Raw genomic sequence first — 15,964 nt, 5'->3', positions numbered from 1 at the left:
TCATATATTTTTATTTATATTTGTTATTAAACACATAAAATATATTTATGAATTATACTATTCATCAACTTCAAATATTTCTTAAAGTGGTTCAAAAAAAGAGCATTACAAAAGCGGCGGAAGAGCTTTTTATGACTCAACCAGCAGTTTCGATTCAGTTAAAAAACTTACAAGACCAGTTTGATATACCTTTAACAGAAGTGATAGGTAGGCAGTTATATGTTACTGATTTTGGTAAAGAAATTGCTGAAATTGCTGAAAGAGTTGTGATAGAATTAGAAAACCTAAATTATAAAACACAAGCTTTTCAGGGTATGATGACAGGTAAGCTTTCTATTTCAGCTGCATCTACTGGTAAGTACGTTCTTCCTTTCTTTTTATCCGATTTTTTAGCTCAGCATACAGGGATTGATTTGGTGCTTGATGTTACCAATAAAAGTATGGTAATACAAAGTCTTAAAAACAATGAAATAGATTTTGCTCTTGTTTCAACAGTTCCTGAAAATCTAAATATTGAAGAAGAAATACTAATTGAAAACAAGTTATATTTATTAGGAAGCGAACCTATAAAAGACGAGAATAAACCATTAATATATAGAGAAGAAGGTTCAGCGACCAGAATGGCTATGGAAAATTATTTTGAAAAAGATAAAACTAAGCAAAGAAAGCGAATGGAACTTACTTCTAACGAGGCTGTTAAGCAAGCAGTAATTGCAGGGTTAGGATATTCTATTATGCCACTTATTGGTGTACAAAATGAGCTTGAACAGCAGCAAATGTATGTTCTAGAAGCAGAAGGGTTACCTATAAAAACTGATTGGCGTTTAATATGGTTAAAAGGAAAAAAACTCTCGCCAGTTAGTCAGGCTTACCTCAATTTTTTAAGAGAAGAAAAGCAAAAAATTAAGGAGGCGAACTTTCGTTGGTGTTTAAATTATTAACAGATTAATATCAATAGAGTGGCAAAGATTATTTACTTAAGTATTTTTTTAAAATACCTCCTTTAACGCTGTTTACATCAAACTCAATAATAAATGCTTTTTCGTCTTTTTGCTCAATTAAACGATAGGTTCTGTTGATATCTATTCTATTAATAACAGTATGAATAATTTCATTATGATCTTTTATACCTCTTTGTCCGTAACCTTTTGCTCCTTTGTAAATAGTTATACCAACGCCAATTTCTTTAATTAGTCCAGACTCAATTTCATCAGATTTTTCTGAAACAATCATTAACCCAACATAATCTTCAAAACCTTCAATCATTAAGTCTATTACTTTAGCTGTAATAAGAAATGTTAAAATTGAATACATTGAAACTTCGATAGAAATTAATAAAGCGGTAATTGAAAAAAGAATAATATTAAAAAAGAGAATAACTTTTCCAATGCTTATTCCAAATCGATTATTAATATATATCCCAAGTATTTCAGAGCCATCTAAAACAGCACCATTTTTAATAGTTAGTCCTATTCCAGCACCAAGGAATAAACCTCCAAAAATTGCAATCAATAATTTGTCATCTGTTACAGAAGTAAAGTTTTCGAAATGAATAAATATTGCTAATGTGGTTATGGATAAGAAGGATTTTAGAACAATTTTTTTTGTCATACTTTTCCATGCAATTAATAAGAATGGTATGCTCACAATTAAAAGTACGATGGAAATATTCAAATTATAAAGTTGGCTGATAAGGATTGCAATTCCTGTTGCTCCACCATCTAAAAATCCATTGGGTAATAAAAATGCTTTTAAGCCTATACTGGCTAATAATATTCCAAGGCAAATTTGAAAACTCTCAGATAATATTTGTTTAAAATTATTCACGGCTATCTTTTTCTTATATAAAAATTTTGAACAATTTTTTCTAAGTAGATTTTAGAATGAATACATTCAAAATCTAATTTTTTAGGCATTTCTGTAAACAAAGGAGTTCCTCCTCCTAACAAATAAGGAATTGTAGTTATGGTCATTTCATCAATTAAATCTTCCTTTAGAAAATTTTGGATTGTTTTTCCTCCATCGATGTAAAGATTAAAAAAGCCTTTACTATGAATTTTTTCTAGAATTTCAGTTATAGAACCCAATAAAAGCTCGGCTTTGCCCGAATACTTTATTGGCAAGTTGGTGAGACTATTACTTAATACAAAAACGGGTTTTTGAAAAGGCCATTCAATATCGAAATTGCATATTGTTTCAAATGTAGTTCTACCCATAACTAGGGCATCAACTTTAGATATAAAAGCGGCATAACCCATATCATTATTTTCTGGGTTTGGAATAGAGTGTAACCAGTCTATTTTACCATTTTTATCAGCAATGTAACCATCTATACTAGTTGCAATAAACACTTTATTTTTCATATTCATTTTTATTCTAAAATATATTAAATGAAATGTTTATTGATTTATAATATCTAATCCAACTTCATTTCTGGCACATGGTCAGGAATAATCAGGGTTCCTTCTGTAGCTGCTTGTATTTCTTCTACGCTTACTCCAGGCGCACGTTCAACTAAATGAAAAGCACCATCTTTAATGTCTAAAACAGCTAAATTTGTAACTACTTTAGTTACACAACCAACACCAGTTAAAGGTAACGAGCATGCTTTTAAAAGTTTGCTTTCTCCTTTTTTATTGGTGTGCATCATGGCAACAATAATGTTTTTTGCAGAAGCGACTAAATCCATAGCACCCCCCATTCCTTTTACCATCATTCCTGGTATTTTCCAATTGGCAATATCTCCATTTTGAGCTACTTCCATTGCTCCTAATACAGTTAATTGAACATGCTGCCCTCTAATCATTGCAAAACTTGTTGCTGAGTCGAAAATAGAAGCCCCTGGCTGAAGGGTAACAGTTTGTTTTCCTGCATTAATCATGTCTGCATCTTCTTCCCCATCAAATGGAAAAGGCCCCATACCTAAAATTCCATTTTCTGATTGGAATTCTACTGTAATATCTTTATTTACAAAGTTGGCAACCAATGTAGGAATGCCTATTCCTAAATTTACATACCAACCATCTCTTAATTCTTGTGCAATTCTCTTTGCAATTCCTGTTTTATCTAAAGCCATAATTATCCTTTTTGTCTTACAGTGCGTTGTTCAATTCTTTTTTCGTAATTCTCTCCTTTGAATATTCGTTGTACAAATATCCCTGGAGTATGAATAAAATTTGGATCTAATTCTCCTTCAGGAACTAATTCCTCTACTTCAGCTATGGTAATTTTACCAGCCATCGCCATCATAGGGTTAAAGTTTCGTGCAGTAGCTTTGTAAATTAAATTTCCTGCTGTGTCTCCTTTCCATGCTTTTACAATTGCAAAGTCAGCAGTTAGTGCTTCTTCTAAAATATGAGGTTTTCCATTATATACTCTTACTTCTTTTCCGTCAGCTACTTCAGTTCCGTATCCTGCAGGAGTATAAAATGCAGGAATTCCTGCGCCTCCAGCTCTACATCTCTCAGCCAAAGATCCCTGGGGAATTAAATCAACTTCAAGTTCGCCACTTAACATTTGTCTTTCAAACTCATCGTTCTCTCCAACATAAGAAGAGACCATTTTTTTTATTTGCTTTTTTTGCAATAAAAGACCTAATCCAAAATCATCAACACCAGCATTGTTTGAAATACAAGTTAACCCTTTCACATTCATGTTAACCAATTCACTAATACAGTTTTCAGGTATTCCACATAAACCAAAACCACCTAACATTAATGTCATGTTGTCTTTTATGTCTTTTGTTGCTTCTTTGGCATTTGCCACTACTTTGTTTATTGCCATAGTTTACTTTTTAATATGGTACATCATCATTATAACCACCGCCAACAGAGTTTCCTAAATTGTATTTTACACAATCCAATTCTATTACCAATGGTTTTTCAGGTTTTTCAAAATCCTTATCAGGATAATTTAATTTTTTATCTGCTTTTACTTTTTGCATGTAATAACCCCATACAGGAAGTGCTGTGTTGGCTCCCTGCCCCATATCTGTAGTTGCAAAACGAATCGCTCTTTCATCAGCTCCAACCCATACGCCAGTAACTAAATCAGGAGTAATACCCATAAACCAACCATCAGAATTATTTTGAGTGGTACCTGTTTTACCAGCAATTGGGTATCTATGACCAACATAAGGTCTTGATTCTGAAACAGAACCTCTAAGTCTCATTCCTGTTCCGGAAGTATACATCGGAGATTTCCCTTTCGATTTTCTTAAGTCTCCAGTACATTTATTGTATTCTCCATCTACAACACCTTTCATCAAGTCGAGCATTACATAGGCAGTTTCTTCGCTCATTGCTTCGTTTGTTTTTGGTTTAAAATCTACAATAACATTTCCGTGCTTATCTTCAATTCTCGTGTACATGCTAGGCTCTATCCAAACCCCTTTGTTAGCCATAGAAGCGTTTGCCCCAACCATTTCATAAACACTAATATCTGCTACCCCTAAACATAGAGAAGGTACAGGGTCAAGGTGACTTGTAATTCCCATTGCTCTAGCTTGGTCAATAACTGCTTGTGGTCCAAATTGTTTCATTATCCAAGCAGTAATGGTATTCATAGAGTTTGCTAAAGCATATTTTAACGACACATTACAACCACTAGATCCATCAGAATTGCTGGGTGTCCAGTCTTTTAAAAGCCCAAATTCTCCTTTATGAAAAGTATATTTTGTGTCGGTTACTTCATGACATGGAGAGTATCCATTTTGTATTGCTGTAGAATAGACAAAAGGCTTAAATGTAGAACCTACTTGTCTGGTACTAGTTACGTGATCGTAAGCAAAATTTTGGTAGTTAACACCTCCAACCCACGCCTTAATATATCCTGTATGAGGGTCAACAGACATTAAACCAGCATGTAAAAAGGTTTTGTAATATTTTAAAGAATCATTAGGAGACAATAAAGTGTCAATTTCACCTTGGTGAGAAAATACTTCCATTTTAATTTTTTTATCGAAAACAGAAGGAATAGAATCTAAAGGGAATACTTTTCTTTTATTACCACAATCTTCAGCTTGACAAACATAAAAATCGCCTTCTTTTTTAATTGTTTTTCCTCTTCTACCACAATTTTCACATTCTTGTCCAGCTAATATTCGGTAGCGAGGGGTGTTAATCATAGCTGATTCCATAATGCTAGCATATTGTTTTTCCGATATTCCTTTATGACTACCATCATATGGATAGCGTTTTGTTCTAACCCTTGATAAATGTTTATTAAATTGTTTTTGAAGGGTTTTAGCAATGTATTCTTCAATAGCCCACTCTGCATATTTTTGCATTCTTGAATTGATTGTGGTGTGAATTTTTAAACCATCTTTATAAATGTTATAAGGCGTACCGTCTTTTTTAGAGTAAATATAATTTCCATCTTCATCTTTAGAGTCTAATAAATCTTGAAGTCTTAAACGAAGGGTTTCTCTAAAATAAGGAGCAATTCCTTCCTTGTGGTCAACAATTTTATAATCTAAAGTGAGAGGTAGAACCCTTAAAGAATCATATTCTTCTTTTGAAACTAATTCACTTCTCTTCATTTGAGCAAATACAACTTCTCTTCGTTTCATTGCATTTTCTGGAAAACGTTTTGGATTATATAAGGAAGGATTTTTAGCCATACCAACTAAAACTGCAGCTTCTTCAATATTTAAATCTTTAGGGTTTTTATTGAAGTAAACATTACTAGCTGATTTAATACCAACAGCATTATAAATAAAATCGAACTTGTTGTAATACATTACAATAATTTCGTTTTTAGTGTAACGTTTCTCTAATTCAACTGCTAATATCCATTCCTGTAATTTTTGCCCAATTCGTTGTAATTTACTTTTAGCAGGTTCATTAAACATCATTTTTGCTAATTGTTGGGTAATTGTGCTAGCCCCACCAGCACTACCTAAATTTACAACAGCCCTCATTAAACCTCTAAAATCTATTCCAGAATGACTTCTAAAACGTTCGTCTTCAGTAGCAATTAATGCGTCTACTAAAAATGGAGATAACTCTTCGAACTTAACATTAGTTCTATTTTCTTTAAAATATTTACCAATCATCTTGCCATCGGCAGTAAATATTTCTGACGCAAGATTACTTTTAGGGTTTTCTAATTCTTCTAATGATGGAAGAGGATCAAAACCTAACGAGCCTGTTTTTGCAGCCCACATAGTTGTAAAAAAAATAAAGAATGGCAGCACAACTACTATACCCCAAGTAAGAATAACCCACTTGAAAACATTTTGCTTGTTATCTTGTTTTTTAGTCATTAGTTATCTTTTCGTTCAATTCGCAATCCTAAATCTGTAATACCTTCTAAGCCATTTTCAACACGCATTGCCTGCTCATAAGTAAATATATAGTTTCCTGATTGAGCAAACTTAAACCCACCGATGTATGGAAGTCTTAAATCCCATAAATCTCCAATTCCTTTTCCAAGCCATTTTCCACGTTTATCTGCTAAAATACAATTTACAGTATCAGTACTCATACCTCCATCAGGGCCTTCGATTGTTACAAATAAATATAAATTGCTATAAGGATAGTCTCCCTTATTTCTTACGTTAATGTATAAGTTATGAGCGTTAATTGTATCCGCAACATCAACTGTAAATTTTGCTAAATTTTCTTTTTTCCAAACACCATTTTCAACTTCAATGTATTGCTCAAACATTTTGTTGCTGTCGCATGAAAATAGAAAAAGACAAACCAAAGAAATTAAAGCAATAGGTTTTTGGTCGGTTAAAAAAGTATGCAGTTGTTTAAAAGGCATTTTTAACTTTTTTCAGGTTTTGGATTATTTCTATTGTTGTTGTTAGGCTTCCTGTTTGGTTTTTTCCCATTTTTGTTTCCACTATTGTTTTGTGGAGTTTTAGGCTTGTTTCCATTATTACTATTAGGATTATTGTTCCCGTTAGTAGAACTATTAGGTTTTCTATTGTTGTTTTTCTTGCGTTTATTTTTATTCCCAGATCCTTTTGGTTTATCAAAACGAGTTAAACTGTCTTGACCAACAACGTTTTCGTAGTTAGGTTGTTTAACTTCTATTACTTTTTCAACAAAATCCATTAAATCTTGTGGCTCTTTTCCTTCTTTGTTAAGCGCAAGAATTTCATTTACTCGTTCAACTTTTAATTCAATAAATCGAATTGGTTCACTTTCGTAAGAGTACCACATCAACCCCTTAAAGATGTCCATTTTTCTAAAAAAAGCTCTTCCTTTAGCGGTTTTAAGCTTAATATTATTGTCTGGGAATACTTTTAATGCATCAACATAGCTATCTAACTCATAATTTAAACAACACTTCAATTTTCCACATTGGCCTGCAAGTTTTTGAGGGTTTAATGAAAGTTGTTGATAACGTGCTGCTGATGTTGATACAGATCTAAAATCGGTTAGCCAAGTAGAACAACAAAGCTCTCTACCACAAGAACCAATTCCACCTAAACGGCTAGCTTCTTGCCTAACACCAATTTGTTTCATTTCAATTCTAACCTTGAATTCATCAGCCAATCGTTTTATCAATTCTCTAAAATCAACTCTCGATTCAGCAGTGTAATAAAAGATTGCTTTTGTTTTATCTCCTTGATATTCTACATCGCTAATTTTCATTTGAAGACCTTGTTCAATAGCTATAGTTCTAGCTTTGTACATGGTTTCTTTTTCAAGATTTTGTGCTTCAAACCACTTGTCGATATCACCTTTTTTTGCTAATCGATATATTTTTTTTATCTCTTCAGAATCAAATGCTACTTTGTTTTTTCGCATTTGTTTTTTAACTAATTCACCAGTTAATGAAATTGTTCCTATATCATGTCCTGACATAGCTTCAACAGCCACAATATCTCCAACATTAAGGCTTAATTCATCAACATTTCTATAAAACTCTTTTCGACTATTTTTAAATCGTACCTCAACACAATCAAACATTTTTTGTCCGTGAGGAAGTTCTATATCATTAAGCCAATCATAAACATTTAATTTGTAACTACTACAAGACCCACTATTACTACATCCACCTCTGTCAGATGAGCCACAACCTCCTTCAGAACCACAACTACTACAACCCATATTATATATCTTAAACAGCTAAAAGCTGTGCTTGTTTTTACTAAAAATCTTAATTAACAAATATACTATTCTTAATCGAAACTTTTATTTCTTGAAAAATATTGTGTAGGAGTTTTTGTTTAAGAAATTTCAGGTTGTTTAACCCTTAATAGCTTGGTAAGCTTTAACGAAACATCGAGAAATAATATTTTGGGATTAGCATTTCTTTCAATGTGGTAGATGGCGTCGTTGAATAATTCAATAATATCAATGCAATTTGCCCCATGAATAAAAGGAGCAAATTTTTCTAAAAATTTATTTTCATTTGAAGAAACTCTGTTTAATGAAGTATCGCCATAATTTTGAATTAAACTTTCTCTAAAAATATGAAGAGAATAACTTAAAAATTGCTTTTGCTTTTCTCGGCCAAGCTTCGAACTTTCTTCAGAGAAATTAATTAAGCCAGGAACATCTGCAACAAACCCCATTCTCATCCATTTTGTAAAATGAGAGTAGAAAAATTCTTCTGCACTAGATTCTTCAATTATTTTTTGAGCTGTAACAAAGTTCCCGTCAGCAAAACTTGTAATACTTGTTGCTTGATTTTCTGTTAAATTAAACTTATCGGTAAGTACAGAAATTAAATCAGCGTCTTTTATTTTGTCCACTTTTACCAATTGAGTTCTTGAAAGAATAGTTGGTATTATTTGTTCTGAATCGTGGGCAACAAGAATGAACAATGTTTTATTTGGTGGTTCTTCAAGAATTTTTAATAACTTATTTGCAGAACTTATATTGAATTTTTCTGGATACCAAATAATCATTGTTTTGTATTCCGCCTCGTACGTTTTTAGGCTAAGTGTTTTTAAAATTTCAACACTTTCGTCTTTCGGAATAATTAATTGTTTGTTTTCTGTTGCTAATTTTTCTTGTAAATCAGGCAAAGTAAAGTACCCTTTTTTTTCTATAACTAATTCTCGCCATTCATTAATAAATTTTGAGCTTACAGGGTCTTTTTTTATCGATTTGTTTGTTGCAACTGGAAAAACAAAATGTAAATCGGGATGAGCTAATTTTTCAAACTTTACACATGAACTACAATTGCCACAAGAATCATTATCTGATTTGTTTTCGCAAGCAATGTATTGCGCATAAGCAATAGCCATCGGCAAATTTCCACTTCCTTCTCCACCTAAAAATAATTGAGCATGACTAATTCGTCCCTCATTCACAGTAGCGATTAGTCTTTTTTTTACTTCACTATGTCCAACTATTTCTTTAAATTGCATACCTTCAAAAGTAAATATTATAAGCCTTTTATAGGTTTATTTGAGGAGGAAATTTTACTTTTGTTTTAAAACAAAATAACTATGCAAAATATTAGCACTTTCGATTTTTCAAATAAAAAAGCATTAATAAGAGTAGACTTTAATGTGCCTCTTGATGAGAATTTAAATGTTACGGATAACACAAGAATTAGTGCTGCAATTCCAACTATAAAAAAAGTGTTAAACGGTGGTGGAGCAGTGATTTTAATGTCTCACTTAGGAAGACCAAAAAATGGCCCAGAAGAACGGTTTTCTTTAAAGCATATTATTAATGAAATTGAAAAATTATTAGGCAGTAAAGTTTTGTTTGCAGATAATTGTATTGGAGCAGAAGCTCAAACTATGTCAGACAATTTAAAACCAGGAGAAGTTTTACTTTTAGAAAACTTGCGTTTTTATAAACACGAAACTGCTGGAGATAAAAATTTCGCAGAACAATTGGCTCAACATGGAGATGTTTATGTGAATGATGCTTTTGGAACAGCGCATAGAGCGCATGCTTCAACAGCAATTATTGCTCAATTTTTTCCTAACAATAAAATGTTTGGTTATTTGCTTGAAAAAGAAATTGAAAGTGTTTCTAAGGTTATGGACAAAAGTGTGTCTCCAGTTACTGCAATTGTAGGAGGAGCAAAAGTTTCTAGCAAAATAATTATAATAGAAAATTTATTGGATAAAGTAAACAACATTATTATTGGAGGAGGTATGACCTATACCTTTATTAAAGCTTTAGGAGGTGAAACAGGAAACTCTTTAGTTGAAGATGATTATTTAGAAATGGCAAAAGATATTTTACTAAAGGCAAAAGCAAAAAATGTAGCCGTTTTATTACCTGTTGACACACTTGCTGCAGATAATTTTAGTAATGATGCAAACACTCAAATGTGTGACACAACCGCTATTCCTGATGGCTGGATGGGTTTAGATATTAGTGAGCAAGCCATAAAAGATTATACTGACTGTATTGTAAATTCAAAAACCATTTTATGGAACGGGCCAATGGGTGTTTTTGAGATGGAAAAATTTGAAAAAGGTACAAAAGCTATTGCTTATGCTGTAGCTGAGGCAACAAAAAAAGGAGCTTTTACCTTAGTTGGAGGTGGCGATTCTGTAGCTGCTGTAAATAAATTTGATTTAGCCGATGAGGTAAGCCATGTAAGTACAGGGGGAGGTGCCATGTTAGAATATTTAGAAGGAAAAGAATTGCCAGGTATTGAAGCTATTTTGAATTAGTTATTCTTTGTTTTTAAGTAAAAAAGCAATTACCAAAACATAACCTAATAAGCTTATAATTATAGCATATTTTGTTCGGGGAGATTTAAATTCCAATTGAAGCTTTCCATTAGATTTTTCTGGAATTTCAATAACCATTGTTAAATTATTATAAGGGTTTATTTCTAATGTTTCACCATCCAAATTTGCGGACCATAGATGGTGATAGTTCTGGTTTAGAATAATTTTTTCTTCTTTTAGAGTTTCTATCTCTCCACTAAAAGAATTATAACCAATATTAATATTCTTGGGGGTTAGTTCTGAATTTTCAAAATATAGAATATTGTGAGATATTGCTTCATCTAGTCTGCCATCATCTTCTGATTTTTCAAACTCACGAAATTTTAATGGGTTATAACCCTTAAAAGAGATAGTTTTATTAAGAGTAGATAAGTTTCTCCAAAAGCCATCTATTTTGACAAAATTTTCTGTTAGAGAATTATCATTTAATTTTGAATAAACAACATCTTGATTTATTTCTTTGGGTAATTTATTAAAATAATCTTTCACAACTGAATAACTTATTTTGTTCGTGACAGTTTTAGGTACAGAAAGTTGTGTTTGAATAAATAAGTCGAGCACCAAAATTATTGCTGTGGCGAAAAAATAATTTGTCTTTTTTGTTAAAAGCCACCATAGGCTTAATAAAATTAAAACTATTACGCTATTAATAGCTATGTGGCTGTAGAGTGTTCCTTCAAAATTTTCTTCTGCAGAGATTAATTTAGTCAATATTGATGAAATTTCTCCTGAAGAAGATTGAGTTATTGATACCAATAAAATTATAAGATTGACTGTGAAAAAACCAAGGATTATTAAGTTAATTTTTTTTTGAGAAAAAGTGTTGTTAAAAAAGTTATTCATGGAAAATCCAGCTAACAAAAGACAGGATAATATAAAGTATGCTCTATAAAAAGAAGGGTGTCTAAAAACGGCTAAATAAGGTAATTTGTAAATAAACTTATAAAAGGAAGTATGAGCCCCAGCTGCTAATAATAAAGACAAAAGAGCAATAAAAACTAATGGTTTAAAATATTTGCTTTTGTAAGAAAAAACAGAAGAGGCCAAAAAAATCAATGCAATCAAACCGAAGTATCCATTCCTTAAAGTTAAGTCTGTATGTTTAAAAATTTCTGCATTTGAGATTACAGAAAAAGGATATAAGAATGAAATGTATTCGGAAATAGTAAATGAATTAGAACTTTCAATTCTGGCATACTCCAATTTTTCTAATCGGTTAAAATAAGGCGAAAACTCATAAAAAGCATTTAGGTAGGGTAATAAAAGTATGATCGAACACCCAAGACTAATAAAGCTACCTAAAATAAGTTTGTACATTTTGTTTTTATCCTTTCTGTATTTATAGATATAAAAACAAAACATAAAAAATAAAAAATAAGCAAGAACTATTATAAAGTTTGGGCTTGCGCCAGTAGTACATAAAGCCATAAATGTTGCTAATAAAACGGCGTACTTATATTTAATCTCATTAAAAAAGCATAAGCTGCTATAAATAATCCAAGGAAGCCAAGCTAAACCAATTAAAAAAGGCAAAAGTTGTGATGACCCAACCATAAAACCAGACAAGGCATAAGAAAGACCTAATAATAAAGCTACTTTTTTGTTTTGGTGTATGTAATTACTTAATTTAAAAAAACCTAATCCTGCAATAATATAGCAAGAGATTATCTCAAGTGACAACGAGGTAATATTGTACTTGCCAAATAAAATTAATAGCCATGTAATAGGATACCAAGCACCACTTTGCAAATCTGAATAAACAGGTGTTCCTAGTTGTTGAAATGAATTCCAAAAAGGAAAGTGCCCGTTCCATAAATAATCACTAATAAAATAACGGTAAGGCAAGTAAGCATCAATATTATCCCACTTACTAATATAAACAAAAAAGGAGATTTGCCATAAAGAAACCAACACTATGCCTAGCAAGACAAGTTTAAATTTATTTTTATTAAAAAAATTAAACATTTATAGGTTGAATTATAAATATATCAAAACAATCGTGATAAAAAAGATTGTTGATTTGGTAGTGACCTCGGAAGGATTCGAACCTTCAACCATCAGAGCCGAAATCTGATATTCTATCCAGTTGAACTACGAGGCCATTTATTTAGCAAATATATCATATTTTTACACAATAAATAGTTTAGTTTTATAGTTAAGAAACTTCATGAAACGTCAAATTTTTAAACACATTTTACTTTTTTTAATTACTGTGATTTCTCTGGATACCTTTTCTCAAGAAATCCCTGTTGGTTCTTGGCGAGATCATCTAAGATATACTGATGCAGTTTCTGTTACTTATGGCAACAACATAGTTTATTGCGCATCTTCTTCAGCCTTATTTACTTATAATTTAGCAGATAATTCTATTCAAAGATTAAACCTTGTTAATGGGTTATCAGATATTGGTTTGTCAAATTTAGAATACAATAATATTGCAGAAAAATTGGTTATCACTTATTCTAATGGGAATATTGATCTAATGACAAAAGAAAATATTATCATAAATATTCCTTTCGTCAAGAACAGTAATATTATTGGAGATAAATCAATTAATAACATTTATATTAAAGATAACTTAGCTTACCTATCAACTGGGTTTGGGATAGTTGTGTTAGATTGTTTAAAAAACGAGATAATAGATACCTACTATATTGGGATAAATGGTGAATACATAGGGGTTAATGCTATAGCTTTTGATGCCAACAATATATATGCAGCATCAGAAGAGGGAGTTTATTTTGCAAGTAAAACGAGTGGTAATTTAGCTGATTATAACGAATGGAATATAGTTCCTGAATTAGGACCTAAAAATTATAATCAAATAACTTTTTTTTCAAACAGATTATTTGTTTCATACGACGATCCTCTGTGGGCTTCTGATACAATTTATTATAATGATGCCGGTACTTGGTCTAAGTTTTTACCAAATGGACTTAATATTACTCAACTTTCTGTGTTTGAAAACAAACTAATTGTTATCGAAAATAGTAGTGCTAGTTCTTATGATTTAGATTTGAATCTTGTACAACAAGTTTATACATACAAGGGCCAATTTAGTCTTAGTCCATTTGATGTCATAATAAAAGATAATGTTTTTTGGATTGCCGACAATGATAGGGGATTAATAAAGCTCACTGATAATTGGAATGGGGAGATTATAGCTCCTAGTGGACCAAATTCATCTTTTTCTTTTTTAATGGATTTTGTTGATGGTAAGCTTGGAATGGTTAGTGGAGCTTATGGAACTTTTTTATACGACACACCAAATTTTTGGGAAAATAACTTTTGGGATGAAACTGTACCAAAATCAATTTATGATAAAGATAATAAAAAAGTAAGAGATTTTGTTGCAATAGCAATAGACCCTTCTAATAAAAACCATGTTTATTATGGAGCTTGGGATCAAGGTTTGTTTGAATTTAATGGAAACACTAAAGTAGATCAATTTTTAGCTCAAAACACACCTTTAGATAGCACTTTCTTTGGAACAACTCGAGTTTCATCTTTAGTATTTGATAGCGAACAAAACTTATGGGCTTTAAGCTCATATTCTGATAGTCCATTATCCGTAAGAACTCCCAACGGAGATTGGTATAATTATAGTTTTCAGGGTATTTTAACAAAGGATAGTTATTATACAAAAACATTAGTTGACGCTAATGGATGGAAATGGATTGCAGATTTAAGAGAAAATGGAATATTAGTGTTTGATGACAATAAGACCTTGCAAGAATTATCAGATGATAGATTTGTTTATATAAATTCATCAAATACTAATAATGCCAATATTTTTGATGCTAATTTGCCTGGAGCTAGAATTTACTCAATGGAAATAGATTTAGACGGTGAAATTTGGATTGGATCTGATGAGGGTGTTGCTGTAATTAACAATCCAAATGATGTTTTTAGTCAGAATATTACTGCAAGTCAAATATTTGTTCAAGAAGATGGGCAAACACAAATTTTATTAGAATCGGAACTAGTAACTTCAATTGCGATAGATGGTGCTAATCGTAAATGGTTTGGAACCCAAAGCTCAGGTGTTTTTTTAATGAGTGAAGATGGGACGGAACAAATTTCACATTTCACAACTGATAACAGCCCATTGTTTTCAAATAATATTTTTGATATTAAAATTAATGGTAAAACAGGAGAGGTGTTTATTGCTACAGAAAAAGGGCTAATTTCCTATAAAGGTACCGCAACTGAAAGTAATGAAGATTTTGATAATGTTTTTGTTTATCCAAATCCAGTTAAACCTGATTATACTGGGGTAATTGCTATAAGGGGTCTTACTAAAGATACTGATGTTCGAATAACAGATATTAGTGGTAATATAGTTTCTCAAACTATATCTTATGGAGGGCAAGCTATTTGGGATGGGAATGATTTAAATGGAAATAGAGTTCAAACGGGTGTTTATTTAGTTTTTAATGCAACAAAAGATGGCGAACTAAAAAAAGCAGCCAAAATTTTATTTGTTAACTAATGCTACACACAACAAACGGTGTTGTTCTTAATTATTTTAAATACTCAGAAAATAGTGTAATTGCTAAAATTTACACTAGAAAATTTGGAATACAATCCTATATTCTTAAAGGCTTAGGGAACAAAAAGACTAAAATGCAAAAAGCATTTTTGCAGCCGCTCTCTTTAGTTGAAATAACGGCATACCATAAAGAAAACAAGGGACTTCAAAGTCTAAATAATATTAAATCAGGAGTACTTTTCCAATCTATTCCTTTTAATATTTATAAGAGTTCGACGGCTTTTTTTTTAGCAGAATGCCTAAGCAAATTAATTAAGGAAGAAGAGTCAAACCCAGAAATGTTTGATTTTATTTATCACGCTATTGAATTTTTTGATTTATCAGAAAATAACAACAGTAATTTTCATTTAATATTTCTATTACAATTCACAAAATATTTAGGAATTTATCCTCAAGGAATTTTAGATGAAAACGCAGTATTTTTTGATTTATATGAAGGGGTGTTTAAAGTTCTAAAGCCACAGCATGTTTATTTTTGTTCTGTTGAAGAATCAAGTTTTATAAGGCAGTTATTAAATTTCAATTTTAACGAAGAAGAACGTATAATAATTACAAATGAAACAAGGAAAAAATTACTAACAGATGTTATAGAGTATTTTTCATTACATTCATTTAATTTAAAAAATATCAAATCTAGAGAAGTATTTATTGAGGTTTTTTCATAAACAATCGAGTCAAAGCAACTTCTTAGAGTCCAAATCGTCTACTAAATGTAAAAATGTTAAATTTGTTATAAGTTTAACATG

At 31.3% G+C, this 15,964-nt stretch carries 13 protein-coding genes and 1 tRNA gene; 4 read left to right on the top strand and 10 right to left on the bottom strand.

Annotated features, from left to right (window positions below):
- The first annotated feature begins 47 nt into the window (after positions 1-47).
- Positions 48-941, top strand: coding sequence for a LysR substrate-binding domain-containing protein (locus tag FRY74_RS09680; protein ID WP_147100942.1), 894 nt, complete (start codon positions 48-50; stop codon positions 939-941).
- Positions 942-969: 28 nt separating this feature from the next.
- Here FRY74_RS09680 and FRY74_RS09675 read toward each other — a convergent pair whose 3' ends face one another.
- The 8 genes from FRY74_RS09675 to FRY74_RS09640 form a co-directional block, all read right to left on the bottom strand.
- The gene (locus FRY74_RS09675; RefSeq protein ID WP_147100941.1) at positions 970-1,827 is read right to left on the bottom strand and encodes a YitT family protein; all 858 of its coding nucleotides are present in this window, start codon (positions 1,825-1,827) and stop codon (positions 970-972) included.
- Positions 1,828-1,829: 2 nt separating this feature from the next.
- Positions 1,830-2,363, bottom strand: coding sequence for a dihydrofolate reductase family protein (locus FRY74_RS09670; protein WP_147100939.1), 534 nt, complete (start codon positions 2,361-2,363; stop codon positions 1,830-1,832).
- Positions 2,364-2,416: 53 nt separating this feature from the next.
- Positions 2,417-3,076 (bottom strand): 3-oxoacid CoA-transferase subunit B, encoded by a 660-nt coding sequence (locus FRY74_RS09665; RefSeq protein ID WP_147100937.1) that lies wholly within the window; start codon positions 3,074-3,076, stop codon positions 2,417-2,419.
- A gap of 2 nt (positions 3,077-3,078) precedes the next feature.
- Complete coding sequence (locus FRY74_RS09660) at positions 3,079-3,783, bottom strand: CoA transferase subunit A (protein ID WP_147100935.1); 705 nt, start codon at positions 3,781-3,783, stop codon at positions 3,079-3,081.
- A 10-nt stretch (positions 3,784-3,793) separates the two neighbouring features.
- Positions 3,794-6,265 (bottom strand): transglycosylase domain-containing protein, encoded by a 2,472-nt coding sequence (locus tag FRY74_RS09655; protein ID WP_147100933.1) that lies wholly within the window; start codon positions 6,263-6,265, stop codon positions 3,794-3,796.
- Positions 6,265-6,768, bottom strand: a complete 504-nt coding sequence (locus FRY74_RS09650) for a gliding motility lipoprotein GldH (RefSeq protein ID WP_147100931.1) — start codon at positions 6,766-6,768, stop codon at positions 6,265-6,267. The genes FRY74_RS09655 and FRY74_RS09650 overlap by 1 nt, the downstream gene beginning before the upstream one ends.
- A 2-nt stretch (positions 6,769-6,770) precedes the next feature.
- Positions 6,771-8,066, bottom strand: coding sequence for a PSP1 domain-containing protein (locus FRY74_RS09645; protein WP_147100929.1), 1,296 nt, complete (start codon positions 8,064-8,066; stop codon positions 6,771-6,773).
- Between the two features lie 119 nt (positions 8,067-8,185).
- Positions 8,186-9,334 carry a DNA polymerase III subunit gene (locus tag FRY74_RS09640; protein ID WP_147100927.1) on the bottom strand — a complete coding sequence of 383 codons (1,149 nt, stop codon included), beginning with the start codon at positions 9,332-9,334 and terminating at the stop codon, positions 8,186-8,188.
- An 81-nt stretch (positions 9,335-9,415) separates the two neighbouring features.
- Between FRY74_RS09640 and FRY74_RS09635 the strand changes: the two genes are divergently transcribed.
- Entirely contained in the window at positions 9,416-10,606 is a 1,191-nt protein-coding gene (locus FRY74_RS09635; RefSeq protein WP_147100925.1) for a phosphoglycerate kinase, read from the top strand.
- On the opposite strand, the gene FRY74_RS09630 is transcribed toward FRY74_RS09635, so the two are convergent.
- Positions 10,607-12,592, bottom strand: coding sequence for a YfhO family protein (locus tag FRY74_RS09630; RefSeq protein ID WP_147100923.1), 1,986 nt, complete (start codon positions 12,590-12,592; stop codon positions 10,607-10,609). It abuts the gene before it with no gap.
- A 101-nt stretch (positions 12,593-12,693) separates the two neighbouring features.
- Positions 12,694-12,767 (bottom strand) — tRNA-Arg (locus FRY74_RS09625).
- Positions 12,768-12,833: 66 nt separating this feature from the next.
- Here FRY74_RS09625 and porZ point away from each other — a divergent pair.
- Together porZ and recO are read left to right on the top strand one after the other, a co-directional pair.
- A complete protein-coding gene (gene porZ / locus FRY74_RS09620) occupies positions 12,834-15,158 on the top strand; it encodes a type IX secretion system anionic LPS delivery protein PorZ (protein ID WP_147100921.1) in 2,325 nt (774 codons plus the stop codon).
- Positions 15,158-15,883, top strand: a complete 726-nt coding sequence (gene recO, locus FRY74_RS09615; RefSeq protein WP_147100920.1) for a DNA repair protein RecO — start codon at positions 15,158-15,160, stop codon at positions 15,881-15,883. The genes porZ and recO overlap by 1 nt, the downstream gene beginning before the upstream one ends.
- The last annotated feature ends 81 nt before the right edge of the window (positions 15,884-15,964 follow it).

The sequence above is a fragment of the Vicingus serpentipes genome, from assembly GCF_007993035.1.
GTDB classification, from domain to species: Bacteria; Bacteroidota; Bacteroidia; order Flavobacteriales_E; family Vicingaceae; genus Vicingus; species Vicingus serpentipes.
Note: the sequence above shows the minus strand (reverse complement) of the source record. Positions and strands in the feature narration are given on the sequence as shown.